Below are 18,273 nucleotides of genomic sequence, written 5' to 3' on the forward strand. Positions count from 1 at the left end.
TGCCAGCGCCATGGCATCAACGCTGGGGGGATTCCAGCGGCGGGTAGTTGGCGGGGGGCGGTGTGGTGATCGCGTCGCTGGTGCCGGTATCTGCACTGGGGGCTGGGGCGGACGAATCGGCCTTGTACTTGGCCAGCTCCTCAGGCGTCGCCTCCAGGCGTGGCACCTTGGGGTTCTTGATCGAAGTCGTGACCGAGGCTACGAACTCCTGCTCGCTGGGCATTTCATCGCCTTCAAAGCGCTCCAGACCGGTATCGTCGAAGTACACGGTAAAGCGGCGCTCCTGCTCCGGCACGCCCTTGCGCTTGATGGTGAACACGTAGTCCCAGCGGTTGGCATGGAACACGCTGGCCAGCAGCGGGGTGCCCAGCAGATCCTTGACCTGCTGACGGCTCATGCCTTTTTGCAGTGCGTCGACCTGCTCCTTGGTGATCACATTGCCCTGCACCACCTCCACCTTGTAGGGGGTGATGGCGCTGGCGAACTTACGGCTGGCTTCATTGAAGGAGCCGCAAGCGGCCACACTGGCGCCCAGGGCCAACAGCGCCGCCATGCGGACACCGGAACGAACAAATTCAGGCATGGTTATAGACATAGCGATATGATCGGCCATTGTAGCGGCTGGTCTCCAGGCCTTCTCCAGAAGTCCGTATACCAATCGGGCCCACTTGAAAGACCTTGTTATGAAAAATATTGAAGAACTCAAAAGCACTGGCCTCAAGGCCACGCTGCCCCGGCTGAAGATTCTGGATATCTTCCAGAACGGTGCGCAGCGCCACATGACGGCCGAAGATGTGTTCCGCGTGCTGCTGGAAGAGCGCTCCGATATCGGTTTGGCGACCGTCTACCGCGTGCTGACCCAGTTCGAGCAGGCTGGCATCCTGATCCGCAGCAACTTCGAGAGTGGCAAGGCCGTCTACGAGCTCAACGAAGGCCAGCACCACGACCATTTTGTCTGCACCAGCTGCGGCAAGGTCGAGGAGTTCTATGACCCCGAGATCGAAAAGCGCCAGCAGTCGATTGCCAAGAGCAAGGGCTGGATCGTGCATGACCACTCGATGGCCCTGTACGGCCAATGCGCGGAGTGTGCGGTCAAGGCCAAATAAGCACGGCCGCCCACCGTTGCCCGTCAACCCCTGAAAAGCGAAGCGCCCCAAACGCTTCGCTTTTTACGTTTTGCACACATAGCTTTACAGCAGCGCGACGGTGCAGGCGCACCATGGGGCCCTCTGCACCAGGTTTCCAGATCCCATGCGCTCCTACCGACTGCTCACCCTCAGCGCCGCCGCCTTGGCAGGCACCTTGTGGCTCAGCGCTTGCGCTTCCCACGTACCACCGGATGCGGCCAGCGCGCCGGCGGCGCTGCCCGATACGCCATTGAGCGCCGCCCAGCGCCAGCAGTGGCTGGACCGTGTCAGCTGGGGCGCCAGCGACAGCGCCGACCGGCAGTTGCAACGGCTGGGCCTGCAGCGCTGGCTGGACGAGCAGCTTGCACCGCGCCAGCCGCCACGCCTGCCGGAGCCGGCCCAGCAGCACATCGCGGCCTTGGAAATCAGCCAGCGCAGCATGGAGGATCTGCAGCGCGGCATTGCCGCCCAGCGCCAGGCAGCACGCACGGCCACCGAGCAAGGCCAGGGAGAGGGCGAGGGAGCGCGCCTGCGCCAGGAGGTGCAGAGCCACCTGAACCAGCTCGCTGCCCAGGCCCAGCAGCGCCAGGTGCTGCGTGCGCTGTACTCGCCGGCCCAACTGCAGGAGCAGATGACCTGGTTCTGGATGAACCACTTCAATGTCAGCACGCGCAAGGCCGAAACCCGGCTCTGGATTGGCGATTATGAGGAGCGGGCGATTCGCCCGCATGCCCTGGGCAACTTCCGCAGCCTGCTGGAGGCCAGCATGCGCCACCCGGCCATGCTGCTGTACCTGGACAACGCCAGCAATGCCAAAGGCCATATCAACGAAAACTATGCGCGCGAGCTGCTGGAGCTGCACACGATGGGCGTGGGCAGCGGCTACACCCAGGCCGATGTGCAGGCGATGGCCCATGTGCTGACGGGGGTGGGATTCAGTACCCGCGATGCCGATGCGCCGCCGCCCCGCCTGCCACCGGCGCTGCAGGCCGATTACCGGCGCGAAGGCTTTTTCGAGTTCAACCCCAACCGGCACGACTATGCGCCCCAGGTCTTGCTGGGGCAGCCGCTGCGGGCCAAGGGCATGGCGGCGGTGGATGAGGCGCTCGACCGCATCGTGGCCTCGCCCGCGACGGCGCAGTTCATTGCGCGCAAGCTGGCGGTGTTCTTCATCAGCGACAACCCTCCGCCTGCCTTGGTGCAGCGTACGGCGGCGGCCTTTTCGCGCAGCCATGGCGATATTGCCGCCACCTTGCGCAGCCTGCTGACGGCGCCCGAGGCGCTGGCCCAGCAAGGCCAGCGCTTCAAGGACCCCATGCACTATGTGCTGGGCGCCGTGCGCCTGGGCTATGACGAGCGCGTGGCCAGCGATGTGCGGCCGGTGATTGGCTGGATCAACCGCCTGGGCCAGCCCATCTACGGCCATGAAACGCCCGATGGCTACCCCGCCTCGCAATCGGACTGGGCCAGCTCGGGCCAGATGGCGGCGCGCTTTGATGTGGCGCGCCAGATCGCGACCCGCAGTGCCGTGCTGTTCCGCGCCGAACCGCAGGCCGCGCTGGAGCAGCCGCCTTACCCTGACCTGGCGCAGCGTGCCACGGCCCAGGCGCGTGTGGCCCAGTGGAGCGCGGCATCCCGCGAAGCGCTGGCCAAGGCGCGCAATGTGCCCGACTGGAACACCTACTTTCTCTCTGCTCCCGAAATGATGGTCCGCTGACGAGGTACGCCATGCAAAGACGCCACTTTCTCTCTGCCGCCGCCAGCCTGCCGCTGGCCTTCAGTCTGGCGCGCGCCCGCGCCGCCGCGCCCCGCAGCGATACACCGCGCTTTTTGCTGGTGTTCCTGCGCGGCGCCTATGACAGCAACAGCCTGCTGGTGCCCACGCACAGCGATTTCTACTACGAGGCGCGCCCCACGATCGCCATTCCGCGCCCGGGCGAGGCCAACGGCGCGCTGCCGCTGGATGCGCGCTGGGGCCTGCACCCGGCGATGGAAGGCAGCGTGCTGCCGCTGTGGCAAAGCAGGCAGGCCTGCTTTGTGCCGTTTGCCGGCAGCGATGACCTCTCGCGCAGCCATTTTGAAACCCAGGACTCGATCGAGCTGGGCCAGCCGCTGGATGCGCACCAGAGCTTTCGCACCGGCTTCATGAACCGATTGGCCCAAACCTTGCAGGGGCGCAGCGACCTGGCGCCTATGGCGTTTACCGCGCAGCTGCCGCTGTGCATGCGCGGGCCCGCCCGCATTGCCAACACCGCACTGGCCAATGTGGGCAAGGGCGGCGTGGATGCCAACCGCAGCCGCGCCATTGCCGCCATGTATGCCGGCACGGCGCTGGCGCCTGCCGTGAACGAGGGCTTTGCGGTGCGTGAGGCCGTGCTGCGCGGCATGCAGGAGGAGATGGACAAGGCCGGGCGCGATGCGATCAGCGCCAAGGGTTTCAGCCTGGTGGCGCAGCGCATGGCCACGTTGATGCGGGACCAGTTCGACCTGGGCTTTGTCGATGTGGGCGGCTGGGACACCCATGTGAACCAGGGCAACGCCAGCGGCAACCTGGCCAACCGGCTGGACGACCTGGGCCGTGGCCTGGCCGCTTTCGCGCAGGAGATGGGGCCCGAGCCCTGGCGCCATACGGTCGTGGCGGTGATCAGCGAATTTGGCCGCACCTTCCGCGAAAACGGCAACAAGGGCACCGACCACGGCCATGGCACGGCGTACTGGATGCTGGGCGGGGGGCTGTCGGCGCAGGCCGGTGGCCGGATCGTGGGCGAGCAGATGGACGTCAGCGAGGCCCATCTGTTCCAGAACCGCGACTACCCGGTGCTCAACGAGTACCGCAGTGTGCTGGGCGGCCTGTTTGCACGCATGTATGGCCTGTCGCCGGCGCAGCTGCAGCAGGTGTTCCCGCAGGCCCAGGTCAAGGATCTGCGGCTGGTCTGAAACGGCTGGAGGATGCCCCCGGTGGGCTAGAACTCACGCCCGCTGGCCATGGCCTTGCGGTGCCGGTCCACAAACTCCTGGTAGGTGTCAATGCCGCGCAGCTGCAAGATGGTGTTGCGCACCGCCGCTTCGACCAGCACCGCGATATTGCGGCCGGCCACCACCTGGATGACCACCTTCATCACCGGAATGCCCAGCACATCCTGGGTCAGCGGTGCGGCGGGCAGGCGGTCGTAGTCGCGCTCCATGGTTTCCTTGCGCACCAGGTGCACGATCAGCTTGAGCCGCATCTTGCGGCGCACCGCCGTTTCGCCAAAGATCGCGCGGATATCCAGCAGGCCGATGCCGCGCACCTCCAGCAGGTTCTGCAGCAGGTCGGGGCACTTGCCTTCGATCGTGGTCTGGTTGATGCGGTACAGGTCCACGGCGTCATCGGCCACCAGGCCATTGCCGCGGGTGATCAGCTCCAGGCCCAGCTCGCTCTTGCCCAGACCGGATTCACCGGTGATCAGCACGCCCATGCCGAGGATGTCCATGAACACGCCGTGCATCGTGGTGCGGTCGGCGAAATGCTTGGACAAAAAGGCCCGCAGCACATCGATGACAAAGGCGGCCGATTCCTTGGTGGAGAACATCGGGATGTGCGCGCGCTCGCACATCGACAGCAGTTCATCGGGCGCACCCTGGCCATCGGCCAGCACCAGCACCGGCGGCTCCAAGGTCACGATGCGCGCAATGCGGCGGCGGCAATCCTCGGTGGTGGAGTTGGTCAGATAGGCGATTTCGCGCTCGCCCAGCACCTGTGCGCGGTAGGGGTGGATGTAGTTGAGGTAGCCCACGAGATCGGCGCTGGAGCGGGCGCTGCGCACTGCCACTTCGTCAAAGCGGCGCTCGGAGGCGCCCAGGCCCGCCAGCCATTCCCAGCGCAGCGACGCACGGAACTCCTCGAACAACACATCGGCGCTTACGACATTGGGTTTCACGGTGCAGTCCTTTCAAAGCCAGGGCGCGCACAGCAAAGCTGCCCGCCAGCGCCCAAGCCTAGCAGGAAAAAGTCTTGAGGTGAGGGATCAGCGCCTGAGAGTACACACCGGCGCGCGGCGCTCAGGCGTGGGCAGTGGAGGTGTTGTTGGCAGACGATTGCCAGGTGTCGATCATCTGGTGCAGCTGCTCGGCATTGGTGCTGGCCTTCATCTGCTCGCGCAGGCTGGCATTGGACAGCAACTCGGCAATCTCGCCGAGGATTTCCAGGTGCTGCTGGGTGGCAGCTTCGGGCACCAGCAGGAAGATCAGCAGGTTGACCGGCTGCTCATCCGGGGCGTCAAAGCCAATGGCGCGCTCGAGCTGGAACACCGCAGCCATCGGGGACTTGAGTCCCTTGATGCGCCCATGCGGAATGGCTACGCCATGCCCCAGACCGGTGGAGCCCAGTCGCTCACGTGCAAACAGACTGTCGGTGACCAAGGCGCGCGAGAGACCATGGAGACTCTCGAACAGCAGGCCCGCTTCTTCAAATGCACGTTTTTTACTGGAAACATCCACACTCACTAGCACTTGAGCTGGAGGCAAGATAGAGGCAAGACAGTTCATAGTGAAGTGCGGCAATATGGCTAGCTACTGAGAGCATGATCAAACGAACGCAGCAACACCTGGATGCAGGTGTTGCTGCACGTATTATCGGTCAGTACGCAAAGAGAATGTATTTCCTCGGCAAAAAGCAGAGGGTTTACGCCATTGCCTGCCGCAGCGCATCGCTGTAGTGAGATTGAACACGTTGCTTGTGACGGGCGACCATGCGGTCCAACCTGTCCACCAAAGCATCTACCGCGGCGTACAAATCATGGTGAGAGCACTGAACACAGAGTTCGTCGCCCTTGACCCGCAAATTGCACACCACACGCTGCCGTTTCTCCTTTTCCTTTTGCTTTTCCACTGAAAGTAAAACTTTGGCATCCACCACCTGGTCAAAGTGTCGCGTAATGCGCATCAGCTTGGATGTTACATATTCGCGCAGCGCCGGGGTCACCGCCAAATGGTGACCGCTGATCGTCAGGTTCATGAACAAGTCTCCTTCTGCAAACCAAGAAAAGTGACCGGGTCTGTTGGAACCCAGGCCACCCCGAGGGGGAAACACATGCATGCGTGTAAACCATGATGCGCCTTGACCTACAAAATTGCAAGTCTATGACAACCCGGATCGCTGGGTTTCTGTGCGCTCGGCGGGCGGTTGGGACAGGGTGTTTGTTACAAATTACGGTTCGGATGCTGCAAAAAACGGAGGGCGCAGGCGCAGTGCGGGCCGCTGCCGGCGCAATTGCAACCGGAGGCAAGCAGCGGTGTTTCTGTGCGTCGGCACGTAATGGCCTACGTGTTCGCGGCGCCAGCACCCAATACTGCACTGCAATTCAAGGCATCCCGCCGGTGCGGGCGAGGCATTGGAGGGTGGCCGACTACAATCGAGCGCTTGCCTTGCCGAGGTAGCGCGGCTGTCCGTGCCTTCCGTCTTCACGCAGGGTGCCTGTCCATAGTTCTGCATCACCATGACCCAGCCCGTACCTTCTGCACTGCATACCTCCAAGCTCCATTCCTTGCCCCTGCTGGCCCGCGGCAAGGTGCGTGACAACTACGCCGTCGGCAGCGACCGCATCCTGATGGTGGCCTCGGACCGTCTGTCGGCCTTTGACGTGATCATGGGCGAGCCCATTCCTGGCAAGGGTGCGCTGCTGACGCAGATGGCGCTGTACTGGTTCGACAAGCTGGGCGATATCTGCCCCAACCATCTGACCGGTGAAGCACCGGAGTCAGCCGTGCAGCCTGATGAAGTGCCCCAGGTGCAACTGCGCTCCATGCTGGTCAAGCGCCTGAAGCCCGTGCCGATCGAGGCGGTGGTGCGTGGCTACCTGGCTGGCAGCGGCTGGAAGGAATACCAGGAATCGCAAGCGGTCTGCGGCGTGCCGCTGCCCGCGGGTCTGGTCAACTCCGCCAAGCTGGCCGAGCCCATCTACACGCCAGCGGCCAAGGCCGAAGCCGGCGAGCACGATGAAAACATCACCTTTGAGCGCACCGTCGAGATGGTGGGCCCCGAGCTGGCCGCCCAGATCCGCGACATCAGCATCGCCATCTACAAGAAGGCTGCCGAGATTGCGCTGACCAAGGGCATGATCATTGCCGACACCAAGTTCGAGTTCGGTCTGGATGAAAACGGCAAGCTGGTGCTGATGGACGAGGTGCTGACGCCCGACAGCTCGCGCTACTGGCCGGTGGAAGGTTATGCCGACGCACTGGCAACCGGTGCCAACCCCCCCAGCTACGACAAGCAGTTTGTGCGTGACTGGCTGGAGCAGGCCAAGGTCAACGGCAAGCCCTGGGACAAGACGGCACCGGCACCGCGCCTGCCGCAAGACGTGATCGACAAGACGGCGGCCAAGTACCGCGAAGCGCTGGAGCGCCTGACGGCCTGACGGCCTGGCCGTTGGTGGGCGACTGCGCCGCTGCCCGCTCAGGCGGTGGCGCTCAGCCTGGCATCGGCCTTTTTCAGCCACAGGCGCAGGCTGTCGACCAGGTCTTTGCGGCTGAACGAGCAGCTCTCCTCATCAAACAGCGCGCTGGATTCGAGACGGTCCAGCAGCTGCAGCAATATTTCCTGGAACTGCGGCGGCAGCGCGCCGAGCAAGTCGGTGTAGCTGCGTGCCTGCTGGCTCAGGGCCGCTGCATCCATGTGGCCGGCCTCGAAATGGTCCAGCCCGTCTTGTAAGGCGCCCAACTGGCGCAGCGCGGCCGATTGCATCGTGGTCTCCTGGTGGCTCAATATGGCATCAGTGTAGAGGCCTTTGCGCCGCTTGGGATGCTCTGCAAAACCCTCGCCAAGCGGGATGGACGCGGATCGCCCGAGCCCGCGTTCAGACCATGGCAGGGAGTTGTGCAGAGCGTCCCAGTGCCTGGGATTTGCCTGGGGCCATTGGTGTCGGCACCGCTGCCCGGGCGCAAATGCCTGACAATAGCCCCCCATGAATGCCCTGAACATTTCGGAAACCATGCAGGCCCTGGGGCTGCAGGCCAAGCAAGCCTCTGCCCAGATGGCCAAAGCACCTTCTGCCATCAAAAACAAGGCCTTGCTGGCGCTGGCGCGTTTGCTGCGCAGCCAGACCGAGGCCTTGCAAGCCGATAACGCCAAGGATCTGGCGCGTGCGCAGGCCAACGGCCTGTCGGAACCCATGGTCGATCGCCTGCGCCTGACCCCCAAGGTGCTGGAGACCTGCGCCCAAGGCTGCGAGCAGCTGGCGGCCATGGCCGATGTGGTGGGTGAGGTGAGCGGCATGAAGCAGATGCCCAGCGGCATCCGCGTGGGCCAGATGCGCGTGCCTTTGGGCGTCTTCGGCATGATCTATGAGAGCCGCCCCAACGTGACCATCGAGGCGGCCAGCCTGTCGATCAAGAGCGGCAATGCCTGCATCTTGCGCGGCGGCTCCGAAGCCATCGATTCCAACAAGGCGCTCGCGCGCCTGGTGGAGCAGGCGCTGCTGGAAGCCGGCCTGCCCGCCACCGGCGTGCAGCTGGTGCAGACCACCGACCGCGAGGCCGTGGGCCAGCTGATTGCGATGCCCGAATATGTCGATGTGATCATTCCGCGCGGCGGCAAGGGCCTGATCGAGCGCATCAGCCGCGATGCCAAGGTGCCGGTGATCAAGCACCTGGACGGCAACTGCCACACCTATATAGATGCGCCTTGCGATCTGGACATGGCGGTCAAGGTGACCGAAAACGCCAAGACCCAGAAATACAGCCCCTGCAATGCGACGGAGAGCCTGCTGGTGGCGCGTGCGGTGGCGGCCGATTTTCTGCCCCGCATTGGCGCGGTGTTTGCAGCCAAGGGTGTGGAGATGCGGGCCGATGCCGAGGCACTGGCCTTGCTGCAGGCTGTGCCGGGCGCCCGCCTGCAGACGGCGACGGAGCAGGACTGGTCCGAGGAGTACCTGGCGGCTGTCATCAGCATCAAGGTAGTGGCTGGTGTCGAAGAGGCGATTGCCCATATCAACCACTATTCCAGCCACCATACCGATGCGATCATCACGCGTGACCACATGCATGCGCAGCGGTTTTTGCGCGAGGTGGACTCGGCCAGTGTCATGGTCAACGCCAGCACGCGCTTTGCCGATGGCTTTGAATATGGGCTGGGTGCGGAGATCGGCATCAGCACCGACAAGTTCCATGCCCGCGGGCCTGTGGGCATCGAGGGCCTGACCTCGCTGAAATACATCGTTCTGGGCGAAGGCGAAGTGCGCGGCTGAGCGCACTGGGCGGCTGCCGGCTGGGCGGCCCCTTCTTTGCAGGCCGGCAGCCCCGTGCCCACGTTATGATGCGGCCATGCCAGGCCGCTTCCTAGCGGCTGGCGCCTCATGCTATGAAAATTCTGATCCTCGGCGCAGGCCGCGTCGGCGAGAGTGTCGCCGAAAGCTTGCTGAGCGAAAAAAATGACATCACCGTGGTCGACACGGATGGTGTGCGCCTGCGCGATCTCGAAGCCCGCTTCGATCTGCGCGGCGTCGTGGGCAACGGCATCAGCCCCGAAGTGATGGCCGAGGCCGGCGCAGCCGACACGGACATGCTGATCGCCTGCACCTCCCAGGACGAAACCAACCTCACCGCCTGCAAGGTGGCCCAGGTGCTGTTCAATATCCCGACCCGCATCGTGCGGGTGCGCTCGGTCGCGCTCAAGAGCCATGCCGAGCTGCTGTCGGATACCGGCTTTGGCGTGACGCATGCGTTCTGCCCCGAAGAGGCGCTGATGGGCTATATCGGCAAGCTGGTGACCTACCCCGAGGCGCTGCAGGTGCGTGAATTTGCCCAGGGCCATGTGGCGCTGGCATCGGTGCGCGCGCGTGGCGGCGCGCCGGTGGTGGGCTTGAGTGTGGCCGATGTGCGCCAGAACCTGCCCCATGGCGCGATCCGGGTCGTGGGCGTGTACCGGCGCTTTCACCATGAGGCTGACCGCCTGGTGCCGACCGAGGGCAGCACCCGCATCGAGCCGGGGGATGAAGTATTCGTGCTGTCGGAGAAGGACAACCTGGGCGATGTGCTGGCGGCCTTCAACCGCCAGGTGGGTGAGCAGGCCGAGGTGGTGCGCCGTGTGATGGTGGCCGGTGGCGGGCGCGTGGGCATGCGCCTGGCGCGTGCGCTGACCAAGGAGTCGCGGCGCTTTCAGGTCAAGATCATCGAAAAGAGCGAGGACCGCTGCGTCTACCTGGCCTCGCGCCTGCCCTCTGATGTGCTGGTGCTCAAGGGTGATGCGACCGACGAGACCTTGATGGAGAACGAGAACGTCGAAGATGTGGATCTGTTCGTCGCCATCACCGATGACGACGAAGACAACATCATGTCCTGCCTGCTGGCCAAGAAGCTGGGCGCCACCCGGGTGCTGGCGCTGATCAACCGCCGCACCTATGCCGACCTGATGCACGGCACGCAGATCGACATTGCGCTGTCTCCCGCGCAGGCCACCCTGGGTGAGCTGCTGGCCTATGTGCGCCAGGGCGATGTGCAGGCGGTGCACAGCCTGCGCCGGGGGGTGGCCGAGGCGATCGAGATTGTGGCGCGCGGTGACGCCAAGACCTCGCGGGCCGTGGGCCGGCGTGTGGGTAGCCTGCGCCTGCCGCGTGATGTGCATATCGGCATGATCGTGCGCGGCCTGCCCGAGCCCGATGCGCGCAATACCAATGGCAGCGAGGCGGCCGAGCGCGATGACGACGAGCGCGATGACGACAAGGTGGAGGTGATCGTGCCCACCAGCGGCACCATCATCCAGAGCAATGACCATGTCATTCTCTTCTTGCCCAACAAGCGGCTGGTGCATGAGGTCGAGGCCCTGTTCCGTGTCGGGGTGACCTTTTTCTAGGCACGGCCGATGACTGACCTTCGACCCGTGCTGCGCGTATTGGGCATTTTGCTGCTGATGTTTGGCGGCACGATGGCTGTGCCTGCGGTCTCCTCGCTGTGGCTCGACGACGGGGTGTTTGGCGTCTACCCGCTGACCATGGGCATTACCTGGGCCTGCGGTCTGGTGCTGTGGTGGATGGCGCGGCATGAGCAGCGTGAGCTGCAGGCGCGCCACGGCATCATGCTGGTCGCCTTTGTGTGGATGGTGTTTCCGCTGTTTGCAGCGCTGCCGCTGTACCTGGGTTTCGAGCGCATCGACCGCGCGCTGAGCTGGCAGCATGCCTATTTTGAAGCGGTCTCGGGCCTGACCACCACCGGCTCCACGGTGCTCAACCATGTGGATACCTTGCCGGTGTCTCTCAATATCTGGCGCACGTTTTTGCAGTGGATGGGGGGCATGGGCATCCTGATTCTGGCCGTGGCCATCCTGCCGATGATTGGCATGGGCGGCAGCCAGCTCTTCCGCGCCGAGGCCGCCGGCCCGGTGAAGGACACCAAGCTCACGCCGCGCATGGCCGAGACCGCCAAGGGGTTGTGGGGCGTGTATGGACTGTTTTCGGTGCTCTGCGCGCTGGCCTACTGGCTGGCGGGCATGACGCCGCTGGATGCAGTGATGGTCATGTTCACCACGGTGAGCCTGGGTGGGCTGACGCCGCACGACGCCAGCTTTGCCTATTTCAATTCGCCGCTGATCGAGGGGATCTGCACGGTCTTCATGCTGCTGGCCAGCTGCAACTTCGCGCTGTATTTTGTCGCCATCCGCAAGCGCAATGCCTGGGTGCTGTACCGGCAGCCGGAGTTCCGCGCCACCATTGGCACCTTGCTGGGTGGCGGCTTGCTGGTCGCGGCGCTGCTGTGGTTCAAGGGGGTGTATGGCCCGCTGGAGTCGCTGCGCATGGGCGTTTTCCACACGGTGTCGGTGGCCACCACCACCGGTTATGCCGCCGTCGATTTTGGCTTGTGGCCGCCCTTTGCGCCGGTTTTCATGCTGCTGCTGTCGGGCGTGGCCACCAGCGCAGGCTCGACCGGCGGCGGCATCAAGATGATCCGCATGCTGCTGCTGCTCAAGCAAACCCGGCGTGAAATGCGGCGCCTGGTGCATCCGAACGCAGTGCAACCGGTGACGGTCGGGGGCCTGGCGGTGGATGAGCGGGTCATCTTCTCGGTGCTGGCCTTCATGCTGGTCTACTGCGCGACGATCGCGGTGCTGACCATGGCCTTGCTGTTCACGGACATGGATCTGCACAATGCGCTGGGAGCGGTACTTGCCAGCGTGAACTGCGCCGGTGTAGGCTGGGGTGACCTAGGCCCCAGCAACAATTTTGCCGGGCTGACCAGCTTTCAGCTGAGTGTGACTACCTTGGGCATGCTGATGGGCCGGCTGGAGATTCTCAGCTTTCTGGCGCTGTTGACGCCAGCGTTCTGGCGAAGGTGAGTGCTTGCTAGGTAGGGCGGTCGCAAAGTTCTGATGACTTTGGCCCTCAACTCTCTACAATTGGTACTCAATTGTTTTTTGCTCGTTTTTTTTGAGCCCTCAAACAGTAATTCATTTATGGTCCCGAATCTCATAACAGCCCTAACGGGGCCCATCAACGAATTGGAACAGCGCATGCTCGATGCCATGCCCGCGATCGAGCGCTGGTTCCGCCTGGAGTGGATGGAGCATACGCCTCCGCTCTATTCGTCGGTGGATATCCGCAATGCCGGCTTCAAGCTCGCACCTGTCGATACCAATCTTTTTCCTGGCGGTTGGAACAACCTGACGCCCGAGATGGTGCCGCTGGCCGTGCAGTCGGCGATGGCTGCCATTGAAAAGATCTGCCCCGAGGCCCGCAACCTGCTGATCATCCCCGAGAACCAGACGCGTAACCCCCAGTACCTGGCCAATCTGGTGCAGCTGCAGCATATCTTCTCGATGGCGGGCCTGAACGTGCGCATCGGCTCGATCGACCCGGAAGTCAAGGAGACCATCAAGCTCAAGGTCGGCAACAAGGACCTGGTGATCGAGCCGGCGCTGCGCCATGGCCGCCGTGTGGGTCTGAAGTATTTTGATCCCTGCACGATCTTGCTGAACAACGACCTGTCGACCGGCGCGCCCGGCATTCTGGAAGAGGTCTACGAGCAGTTTGTGCTGCCGCCGCTGCATGCGGGCTGGAGCGTGCGCCGCAAGAGCCGCCATTTCCAAAGCTACGAAGAGGTGGCCAAGCGCTTTGGCAAGCTGATGGGGATCGACCCCTGGCTGATCAACCCGATGTTCAGCAGCCGCAAGGGCGTCGACTTTACCGATGGCAGCGAGCATGCACTCGACGAGTTGCGTGAAGATGTCGACGTGATGCTGACCAAGGTGCGGCGCAAGTACAAGGAGTACGGCATCAAGGAGACGCCCTTTGTTGTCGTCAAGGCGGACAACGGCACCTACGGCATGGGCGTGATGAGCGTGCATGACGCCAAGGAGTTGCGTCAGCTGTCGGTCAAGACCAAGAACCAGATGTCGCTGGTCAAGGATGGCCAGCAGGTCCATGACATGATCATCCAGGAGGGGGTGCAGACCGTCGAGCGCATGGACAAGGAAGCGGCCGAGCCGGTGGTCTACATGATTGACCGCTATGTGGTCGGCGGCTACTACCGTGCCCATTCCGACAAGGGCGCGGAGGACAACCTCAATGTGCCGGGCGCGCATTTCATCCCGCTGTCGTTCGAGCACGGCATCTCGCCCGGTGACTCGGTCGGGGCCAGCGCACCCAACCGCTTCTATATGTATGGTGTGGTGGCGCGCCTGGCGATGCTCGCCGCCAGCTATGAGCTGGAGGCGACCGACCCGGACGCCGAAATCTACGACTGAGCCTGTTCAGGCGTTCGTTCCAACTTCCATTGCAGCCCGCTGCTGATCCGCCATCCGGACTTGTCCGTATGCGCGGCCTCACTGCGGGCGCAACAACAGGCGCACAATGCAAACCAATCCACTACAAGCATGCCTGATGCGGCATGGCACAAAGGCTTGATGTGCAAAACAGCAATAAATCCGCACTGCCCGCGCTGACCCTGGGCGCCATCGGGGTGGTGTATGGCGATATCGGCACCAGCGTGCTGTACTCGCTCAAAGAGGTGTTCGGCTCCGGCCATGTGCCCTTCACGCACGACAACGTCTATGGCGTGCTGTCCATCCTGTTCTGGACCCTGACGCTGATCGTCTCGCTCAAATACGTGGTCCTGGTGCTGCGGGCGGACAACAACGGTGAGGGCGGCCTGATCGCGATGCTGGCGCTGGCCTCGCAAGCGGTCAAGGACAAGCCCAAACTCCGCTCAGTGCTGATGCTCGTTGGCATCTTTGGCACCTGTCTGTTCTATGGCGACGGTGTGATCACACCAGCGATCTCCGTGCTCTCGGCGGTCGAAGGTCTGGAGGTGGTCTCGCCCGGCTTCAAATCCTGGGTGATTCCGCTCACGCTGGTGGTCCTGCTGCTGCTGTTCTGGGTGCAAAAGCGGGGCACGGCAGGCATTGGCAAGTTCTTCGGGCCCATCATGGTGGTCTGGTTCCTGTGCATTGCCGCCTTGGGGGTCTGGAACATTGTGGACCACCCGCAGGTATTGTGGGCGCTCAGCCCGCACCATGCGCTGGGCTTCATTGTGCGCCATCCGGGCATCAGTTTCATCATTCTGGGCGCCGTGGTGCTCTGCGTCACCGGGGCGGAAGCCCTGTATGCCGACATGGGTCACTTCGGCCGCAAGCCGATCCGGCTGGCCTGGTTCAGCATTGCAATGCCCTCGCTGGTGCTCAATTACTTTGGCCAGGGCGCGCTGGTGCTGGAGAACGCAGAAGCGGTAAAGAACCCCTTCTTCATGCTGGCGCCGGGCTGGGCGCTGCTGCCGCTGGTGCTGCTCGCGACGATGGCCACGGTGATTGCCTCGCAGGCGCTGATCACCGGCGCCTTCAGCGTCACCAAGCAGGTCATCCAGCTGGGCTACCTGCCGCGCATCCAGATCCTGCACACCAGCGTGCGCGACACCGGGCAGATCTACATCCCCTTTGTGAACTGGAGCCTGTTCCTGACCATTGTGCTGGCGGTGATTCTGTTCAAGTCCAGCAGCAATATGGCGGCGGCATACGGGATTGCGGTGACCCTGGACATGACCATCACCACGGTGCTCACCTTCTTTGTGCTGCGCTATGGCTGGAAATATGCGCTGTGGATGGCGCTGGCGCCGACGGTGTTCTTCTTCTGTATCGATATCACCTTCTTCGCCTCCAATCTGCTCAAGCTGCTCGATGGCGGCTGGTTCCCGCTGGCCATCGGCCTGTGCCTGTTCGTCGTGATGATGACCTGGAAGCGCGGACGGGAGTTGGTCTACGAAAAGCTGCATGCCGATGGCATCGATCTGCAGGGCTTCCTGCAGATGGTGCTTCACACCCCTCCCACCCGCGTTCCGGGCACGGCGGTCTTCCTTACATCGGATGCCCATGTGGTGCCCACCGCGCTGCTGCACAACCTCAAGCACAACAAGGTGCTGCATGAACAGAACATGTTCGTCCACATCGTCTACCACGAGGTCCCCTGGATCGGGCTGGAAAAGCGCGCGGTGATCGAGCCGCTCGGAGGCGACTGCTGGCGCGTGCAACTGAACTACGGCTTCAAGAACGATGTGGATGTGCCCAATGCATTGCACCAGCTGCGCGGCCACGGCTGCGACACCGGGCAGATGGTGACCAGCTACTTCCTCTCGCGCGATGTGTTCGTGCCCACGGACAAGGCCAGCGCCGGCATGGCACCTTGGCGGCAGAAGTTGTTTGCCCAGATGCACCACAATGCAGCAGGTGCGGCAGAGTTCCTGCTGCTGCCGAGCAACAGCGTGGTGGAGCTGGGCTCTAAACTCGAAATTTAACCAGCCAGGGCTTTGGATCCGCTGCGCGCACGCCAGGCCAGCGAACACCGTGGCGGGGCGAAAGGGTGTATGCGGTTTTTCAAGGACATGAGCGCATCGGCGCTCATCGCAGGCTTTGTCACGGTGCTGGTGGGCCTGACCAGCTCCATCGCGATTGTGTTCCAGGCGGCGCAAAGCTTTGGCGCCACGCCCGCGCAGGTCTCGTCCTGGGTCTGGTCGCTGGGCATTGGTGTGGGCCTGTGCTGCTGGGTACCCAGCATCTTGCTGCGCAAGCCGGTGGTAGTGGCCTGGTCCACCCCCGGGGCGGCCGTGCTGGCTACGGCCGGAGCCACCGGCGCGTTTGGCATGGGGGACGCGATCGGCGCCTTCATCATCAGTGCCGTATTGATTGCGGTAGTGGGCATGACGGGCTGGTTCGAGCGCCTGATGAACCGCATCCCGATTGCCATCGCCTCGGCCCTTTTGGCGGGCGTGCTGACCCGCTTTGGCCTGGATGCCTTTGCCGCCGCGCAGACCAATACCTGGCTGGTGGTGGCCATGCTGGTCACGTACCTGCTGGGCCGGCGCCTGCTGCCGCGCTATGCGGTCATGCTCACCTTGGCAGTCGGCATTGTGGTGGCGCTGCTGCAGCACAAGATCCAGTGGTCTGCCGTGCAGCCGGGCCTGACGATGCCGGTGTTCACCATGCCCAACTTCAGCTGGCAGGCTGCCATCAGCCTGGCGCTGCCGCTGTTTGTCGTCACGATGGCCTCGCAGAACCTGCCGGGTGTAGCCATCATCCGGGGCTCCGGCTATGACCTGCCCATCTCCAAGTTGATCACGATGACGGGTCTGACCACCTTGCTGCTGGCACCCTTTGGCGCCTTTGGCATCAACCTGGCGGCCATCACGGCCGCGATCTGCATGGGGCCGGAATCCCACCCCGACCAGGCGCGGCGCTATGTGGCGGCCGTGGTGTGTGGCGTGATCTATGTGCTGATCGGCTGGTTCGGGGTCGTCATTGCGGGCCTGCTGACCGCATTCCCGCACGAGTTGGTGGTGGCGATTGCCGGCATTGCGCTGCTGGGCACCATCGGCGGCGGCCTGCACACTGCGCTGCAAGGCGAGCAGTACCGCGAAGCGGCGCTGATCACCTTCCTGGTAGCGGTGAGCGGCGTGACAATAGCCGGGGTGGGATCGGCCTTTTGGGGCGTGGTCGCAGGCAGCCTTGCGCTTTTTGTGCAACATTACGGCAAGCGCCGCTCCGCTTGAGCGCGCCTAGTTCTGTCCGTTTCTGCTTGCATATCCCTCCGCTGGGCGTGCAAGGCCATTGAATACACAGGGCGGTCACCAGGCCGCCAACCCACACCATGCATATCCTCTTTGTTGCCGATCCGCTTGAGTCCTTCAAGATCTACAAGGACAGTACCTTTGCGATGATGCGCAGCGCCCAGGCGCGCGGCCACCGCATCACCGTCTGTGAGCCAAGGCATATCCACTGGATCAGCGGCGAGAAGGTCTCTGCCCAGGTGCGCGACATTGTGCTGACGGGTGACGAGGCGCGCTGGTTCGATGAGGCACCCGGCCGCCGTGCCGAACTGGCCGAGTTCGACGCCATCGTCATGCGCAAGGATCCGCCCTTCGACAGCGAGTACTTCTATGCCACCCATTTGCTGGGCCAGGCGGAGCGCGAAGGCGCCAAGGTCTTCAACAAGCCAGCGGCTTTGCGCGACCACCCCGAAAAGCTGGCGGTGATGGAGTTTGCCGAATACGCGCCGGTGACCCTGGTCACCCGCAGCGCCCAGGATATCCGCGACTTCCACGCCCAGCACAAGGACATCATTCTCAAGCCGCTGGACGGCATGGGTGGCATGGGCATCTTCCGCGTCGGTGCCGATGGCATGAACCTGGGCAGCATCATCGAAACCCTGAACCTGGACGGCGCCCAGAGCGTCATGGTGCAAAAGTACCTGCCCGAAATCACCAAGGGTGACAAGCGTGTGCTGATCATCGGCGGCGAGCCGGTGCCGTTCTGCCTGGCGCGCATCCCGCAAGGCAATGAAGTGCGGGGCAACCTGGCGGCCGGCGGCAAAGGCGTGGCACAGGCGCTGGAGCCCGAGGACCGCGTGATCGCCGAACACATCGGCGCGCGCCTGGCGCCCCGTGGCTTGCTGCTGATTGGTCTGGACATCATTGGCCACCGCATTACCGAGATCAATGTGACCAGCCCGACCTGCTTCCAGGAGATTGAACAGCAGGCAGGTTTCCCGGTCGGTGACATGTTCATCGAAGCGCTGGAAAAAGCCGTTGCCGGAGCCGTCTGACACACGGCTGCAAAAAACTCCGACGTTTTCCTGGAGCCCCGGGAAAACGCCTATACAATAGCGTCTATCGACAGCACGATGCCTTGCAAAGC

Annotated in this window: 16 protein-coding genes; 11 read left to right on the plus strand and 5 right to left on the minus strand. The window is 63.4% G+C overall.

What is annotated here, in order from left to right:
* Positions 1–16: 16 nt before the first annotated feature.
* Positions 17–583, minus strand: a complete 567-nt coding sequence (locus tag ACHWUQ_RS17520) for an outer membrane protein assembly factor BamE (RefSeq protein WP_239810399.1) — start codon at positions 581–583, stop codon at positions 17–19.
* Positions 584–683: 100 nt separating this feature from the next.
* Here ACHWUQ_RS17520 and fur point away from each other — a divergent pair, with 100 nt between their 5' ends.
* The 3 genes from fur (at position 684) to ACHWUQ_RS17535 (ending at position 4,064) form a co-directional block, all read left to right on the plus strand.
* Positions 684–1,106, plus strand: coding sequence for a ferric iron uptake transcriptional regulator (gene fur / locus ACHWUQ_RS17525; RefSeq protein ID WP_021025553.1), 423 nt, complete (start codon positions 684–686; stop codon positions 1,104–1,106).
* Positions 1,107–1,251: 145 nt separating this feature from the next.
* On the plus strand, positions 1,252–2,844 hold the full coding sequence (locus tag ACHWUQ_RS17530) for a DUF1800 domain-containing protein (protein WP_394681902.1): 1,593 nt from the start codon (positions 1,252–1,254) through the stop codon (positions 2,842–2,844).
* Between the two features lie 11 nt (positions 2,845–2,855).
* The gene (locus ACHWUQ_RS17535; RefSeq protein WP_312417518.1) at positions 2,856–4,064 is read left to right on the plus strand and encodes a DUF1501 domain-containing protein; all 1,209 of its coding nucleotides are present in this window, start codon (positions 2,856–2,858) and stop codon (positions 4,062–4,064) included.
* Between the two features lie 26 nt (positions 4,065–4,090).
* Here ACHWUQ_RS17535 and hprK read toward each other — a convergent pair whose 3' ends face one another.
* The 3 genes from hprK to hpf form a co-directional block, all read right to left on the minus strand.
* On the minus strand, positions 4,091–5,047 hold the full coding sequence (hprK, locus tag ACHWUQ_RS17540) for an HPr(Ser) kinase/phosphatase (protein ID WP_021026712.1): 957 nt from the start codon (positions 5,045–5,047) through the stop codon (positions 4,091–4,093).
* A gap of 121 nt (positions 5,048–5,168) precedes the next feature.
* Positions 5,169–5,654 carry a PTS sugar transporter subunit IIA gene (locus ACHWUQ_RS17545; RefSeq protein ID WP_021026711.1) on the minus strand — a complete coding sequence of 162 codons (486 nt, stop codon included), beginning with the start codon at positions 5,652–5,654 and terminating at the stop codon, positions 5,169–5,171.
* Positions 5,655–5,790: 136 nt separating this feature from the next.
* Positions 5,791–6,123: a ribosome hibernation-promoting factor, HPF/YfiA family gene (hpf, locus tag ACHWUQ_RS17550; RefSeq protein ID WP_116927826.1), complete on the minus strand. Its 333-nt coding sequence runs from the start codon at positions 6,121–6,123 to the stop codon at positions 5,791–5,793.
* A gap of 481 nt (positions 6,124–6,604) precedes the next feature.
* Here hpf and ACHWUQ_RS17555 point away from each other — a divergent pair, with 481 nt between their 5' ends.
* Positions 6,605–7,525: a phosphoribosylaminoimidazolesuccinocarboxamide synthase gene (locus ACHWUQ_RS17555; protein WP_312531104.1), complete on the plus strand. Its 921-nt coding sequence runs from the start codon at positions 6,605–6,607 to the stop codon at positions 7,523–7,525.
* A 38-nt stretch (positions 7,526–7,563) separates the two neighbouring features.
* Here the strand turns inward: ACHWUQ_RS17555 and ACHWUQ_RS17560 are convergent, their stop codons facing one another.
* Complete coding sequence (locus ACHWUQ_RS17560) at positions 7,564–7,851, minus strand: hypothetical protein (RefSeq protein ID WP_394681903.1); 288 nt, start codon at positions 7,849–7,851, stop codon at positions 7,564–7,566.
* A 220-nt stretch (positions 7,852–8,071) separates the two neighbouring features.
* On the opposite strand from ACHWUQ_RS17560, the gene ACHWUQ_RS17565 reads away from it, so the two are divergent.
* The 7 genes from ACHWUQ_RS17565 to gshB all read left to right on the plus strand — a co-directional run bounded on the left by ACHWUQ_RS17565 (position 8,072) and on the right by gshB (position 18,181).
* Positions 8,072–9,352, plus strand: a complete 1,281-nt coding sequence (locus tag ACHWUQ_RS17565) for a glutamate-5-semialdehyde dehydrogenase (protein ID WP_394681904.1) — start codon at positions 8,072–8,074, stop codon at positions 9,350–9,352.
* Between the two features lie 113 nt (positions 9,353–9,465).
* Complete coding sequence (trkA, locus tag ACHWUQ_RS17570; RefSeq protein ID WP_312417500.1) at positions 9,466–10,956, plus strand: Trk system potassium transporter TrkA; 1,491 nt, start codon at positions 9,466–9,468, stop codon at positions 10,954–10,956.
* Positions 10,957–10,965: 9 nt separating this feature from the next.
* The gene (locus ACHWUQ_RS17575) at positions 10,966–12,432 is read left to right on the plus strand and encodes a TrkH family potassium uptake protein (RefSeq protein WP_239810406.1); all 1,467 of its coding nucleotides are present in this window, start codon (positions 10,966–10,968) and stop codon (positions 12,430–12,432) included.
* Between the two features lie 117 nt (positions 12,433–12,549).
* The gene (gene gshA / locus ACHWUQ_RS17580) at positions 12,550–13,839 is read left to right on the plus strand and encodes a glutamate--cysteine ligase (RefSeq protein ID WP_239810407.1); all 1,290 of its coding nucleotides are present in this window, start codon (positions 12,550–12,552) and stop codon (positions 13,837–13,839) included.
* 161 nt (positions 13,840–14,000) lie between these two features.
* On the plus strand, positions 14,001–15,878 hold the full coding sequence (locus ACHWUQ_RS17585) for a potassium transporter Kup (RefSeq protein WP_394681905.1): 1,878 nt from the start codon (positions 14,001–14,003) through the stop codon (positions 15,876–15,878).
* Positions 15,879–15,947: 69 nt separating this feature from the next.
* On the plus strand, positions 15,948–17,129 hold the full coding sequence (locus ACHWUQ_RS17590) for a benzoate/H(+) symporter BenE family transporter (RefSeq protein ID WP_312531096.1): 1,182 nt from the start codon (positions 15,948–15,950) through the stop codon (positions 17,127–17,129).
* Positions 17,130–17,227: 98 nt separating this feature from the next.
* Positions 17,228–18,181 carry a glutathione synthase gene (gene gshB / locus ACHWUQ_RS17595; protein WP_394681906.1) on the plus strand — a complete coding sequence of 318 codons (954 nt, stop codon included), beginning with the start codon at positions 17,228–17,230 and terminating at the stop codon, positions 18,179–18,181.
* The last annotated feature ends 92 nt before the right edge of the window (positions 18,182–18,273 follow it).

Origin of the sequence: uncultured Comamonas sp., from assembly GCF_964277875.1 — a bacterium.
GTDB classification, from domain to species: domain Bacteria; phylum Pseudomonadota; class Gammaproteobacteria; order Burkholderiales; family Burkholderiaceae_C; genus Comamonas; species Comamonas sediminis.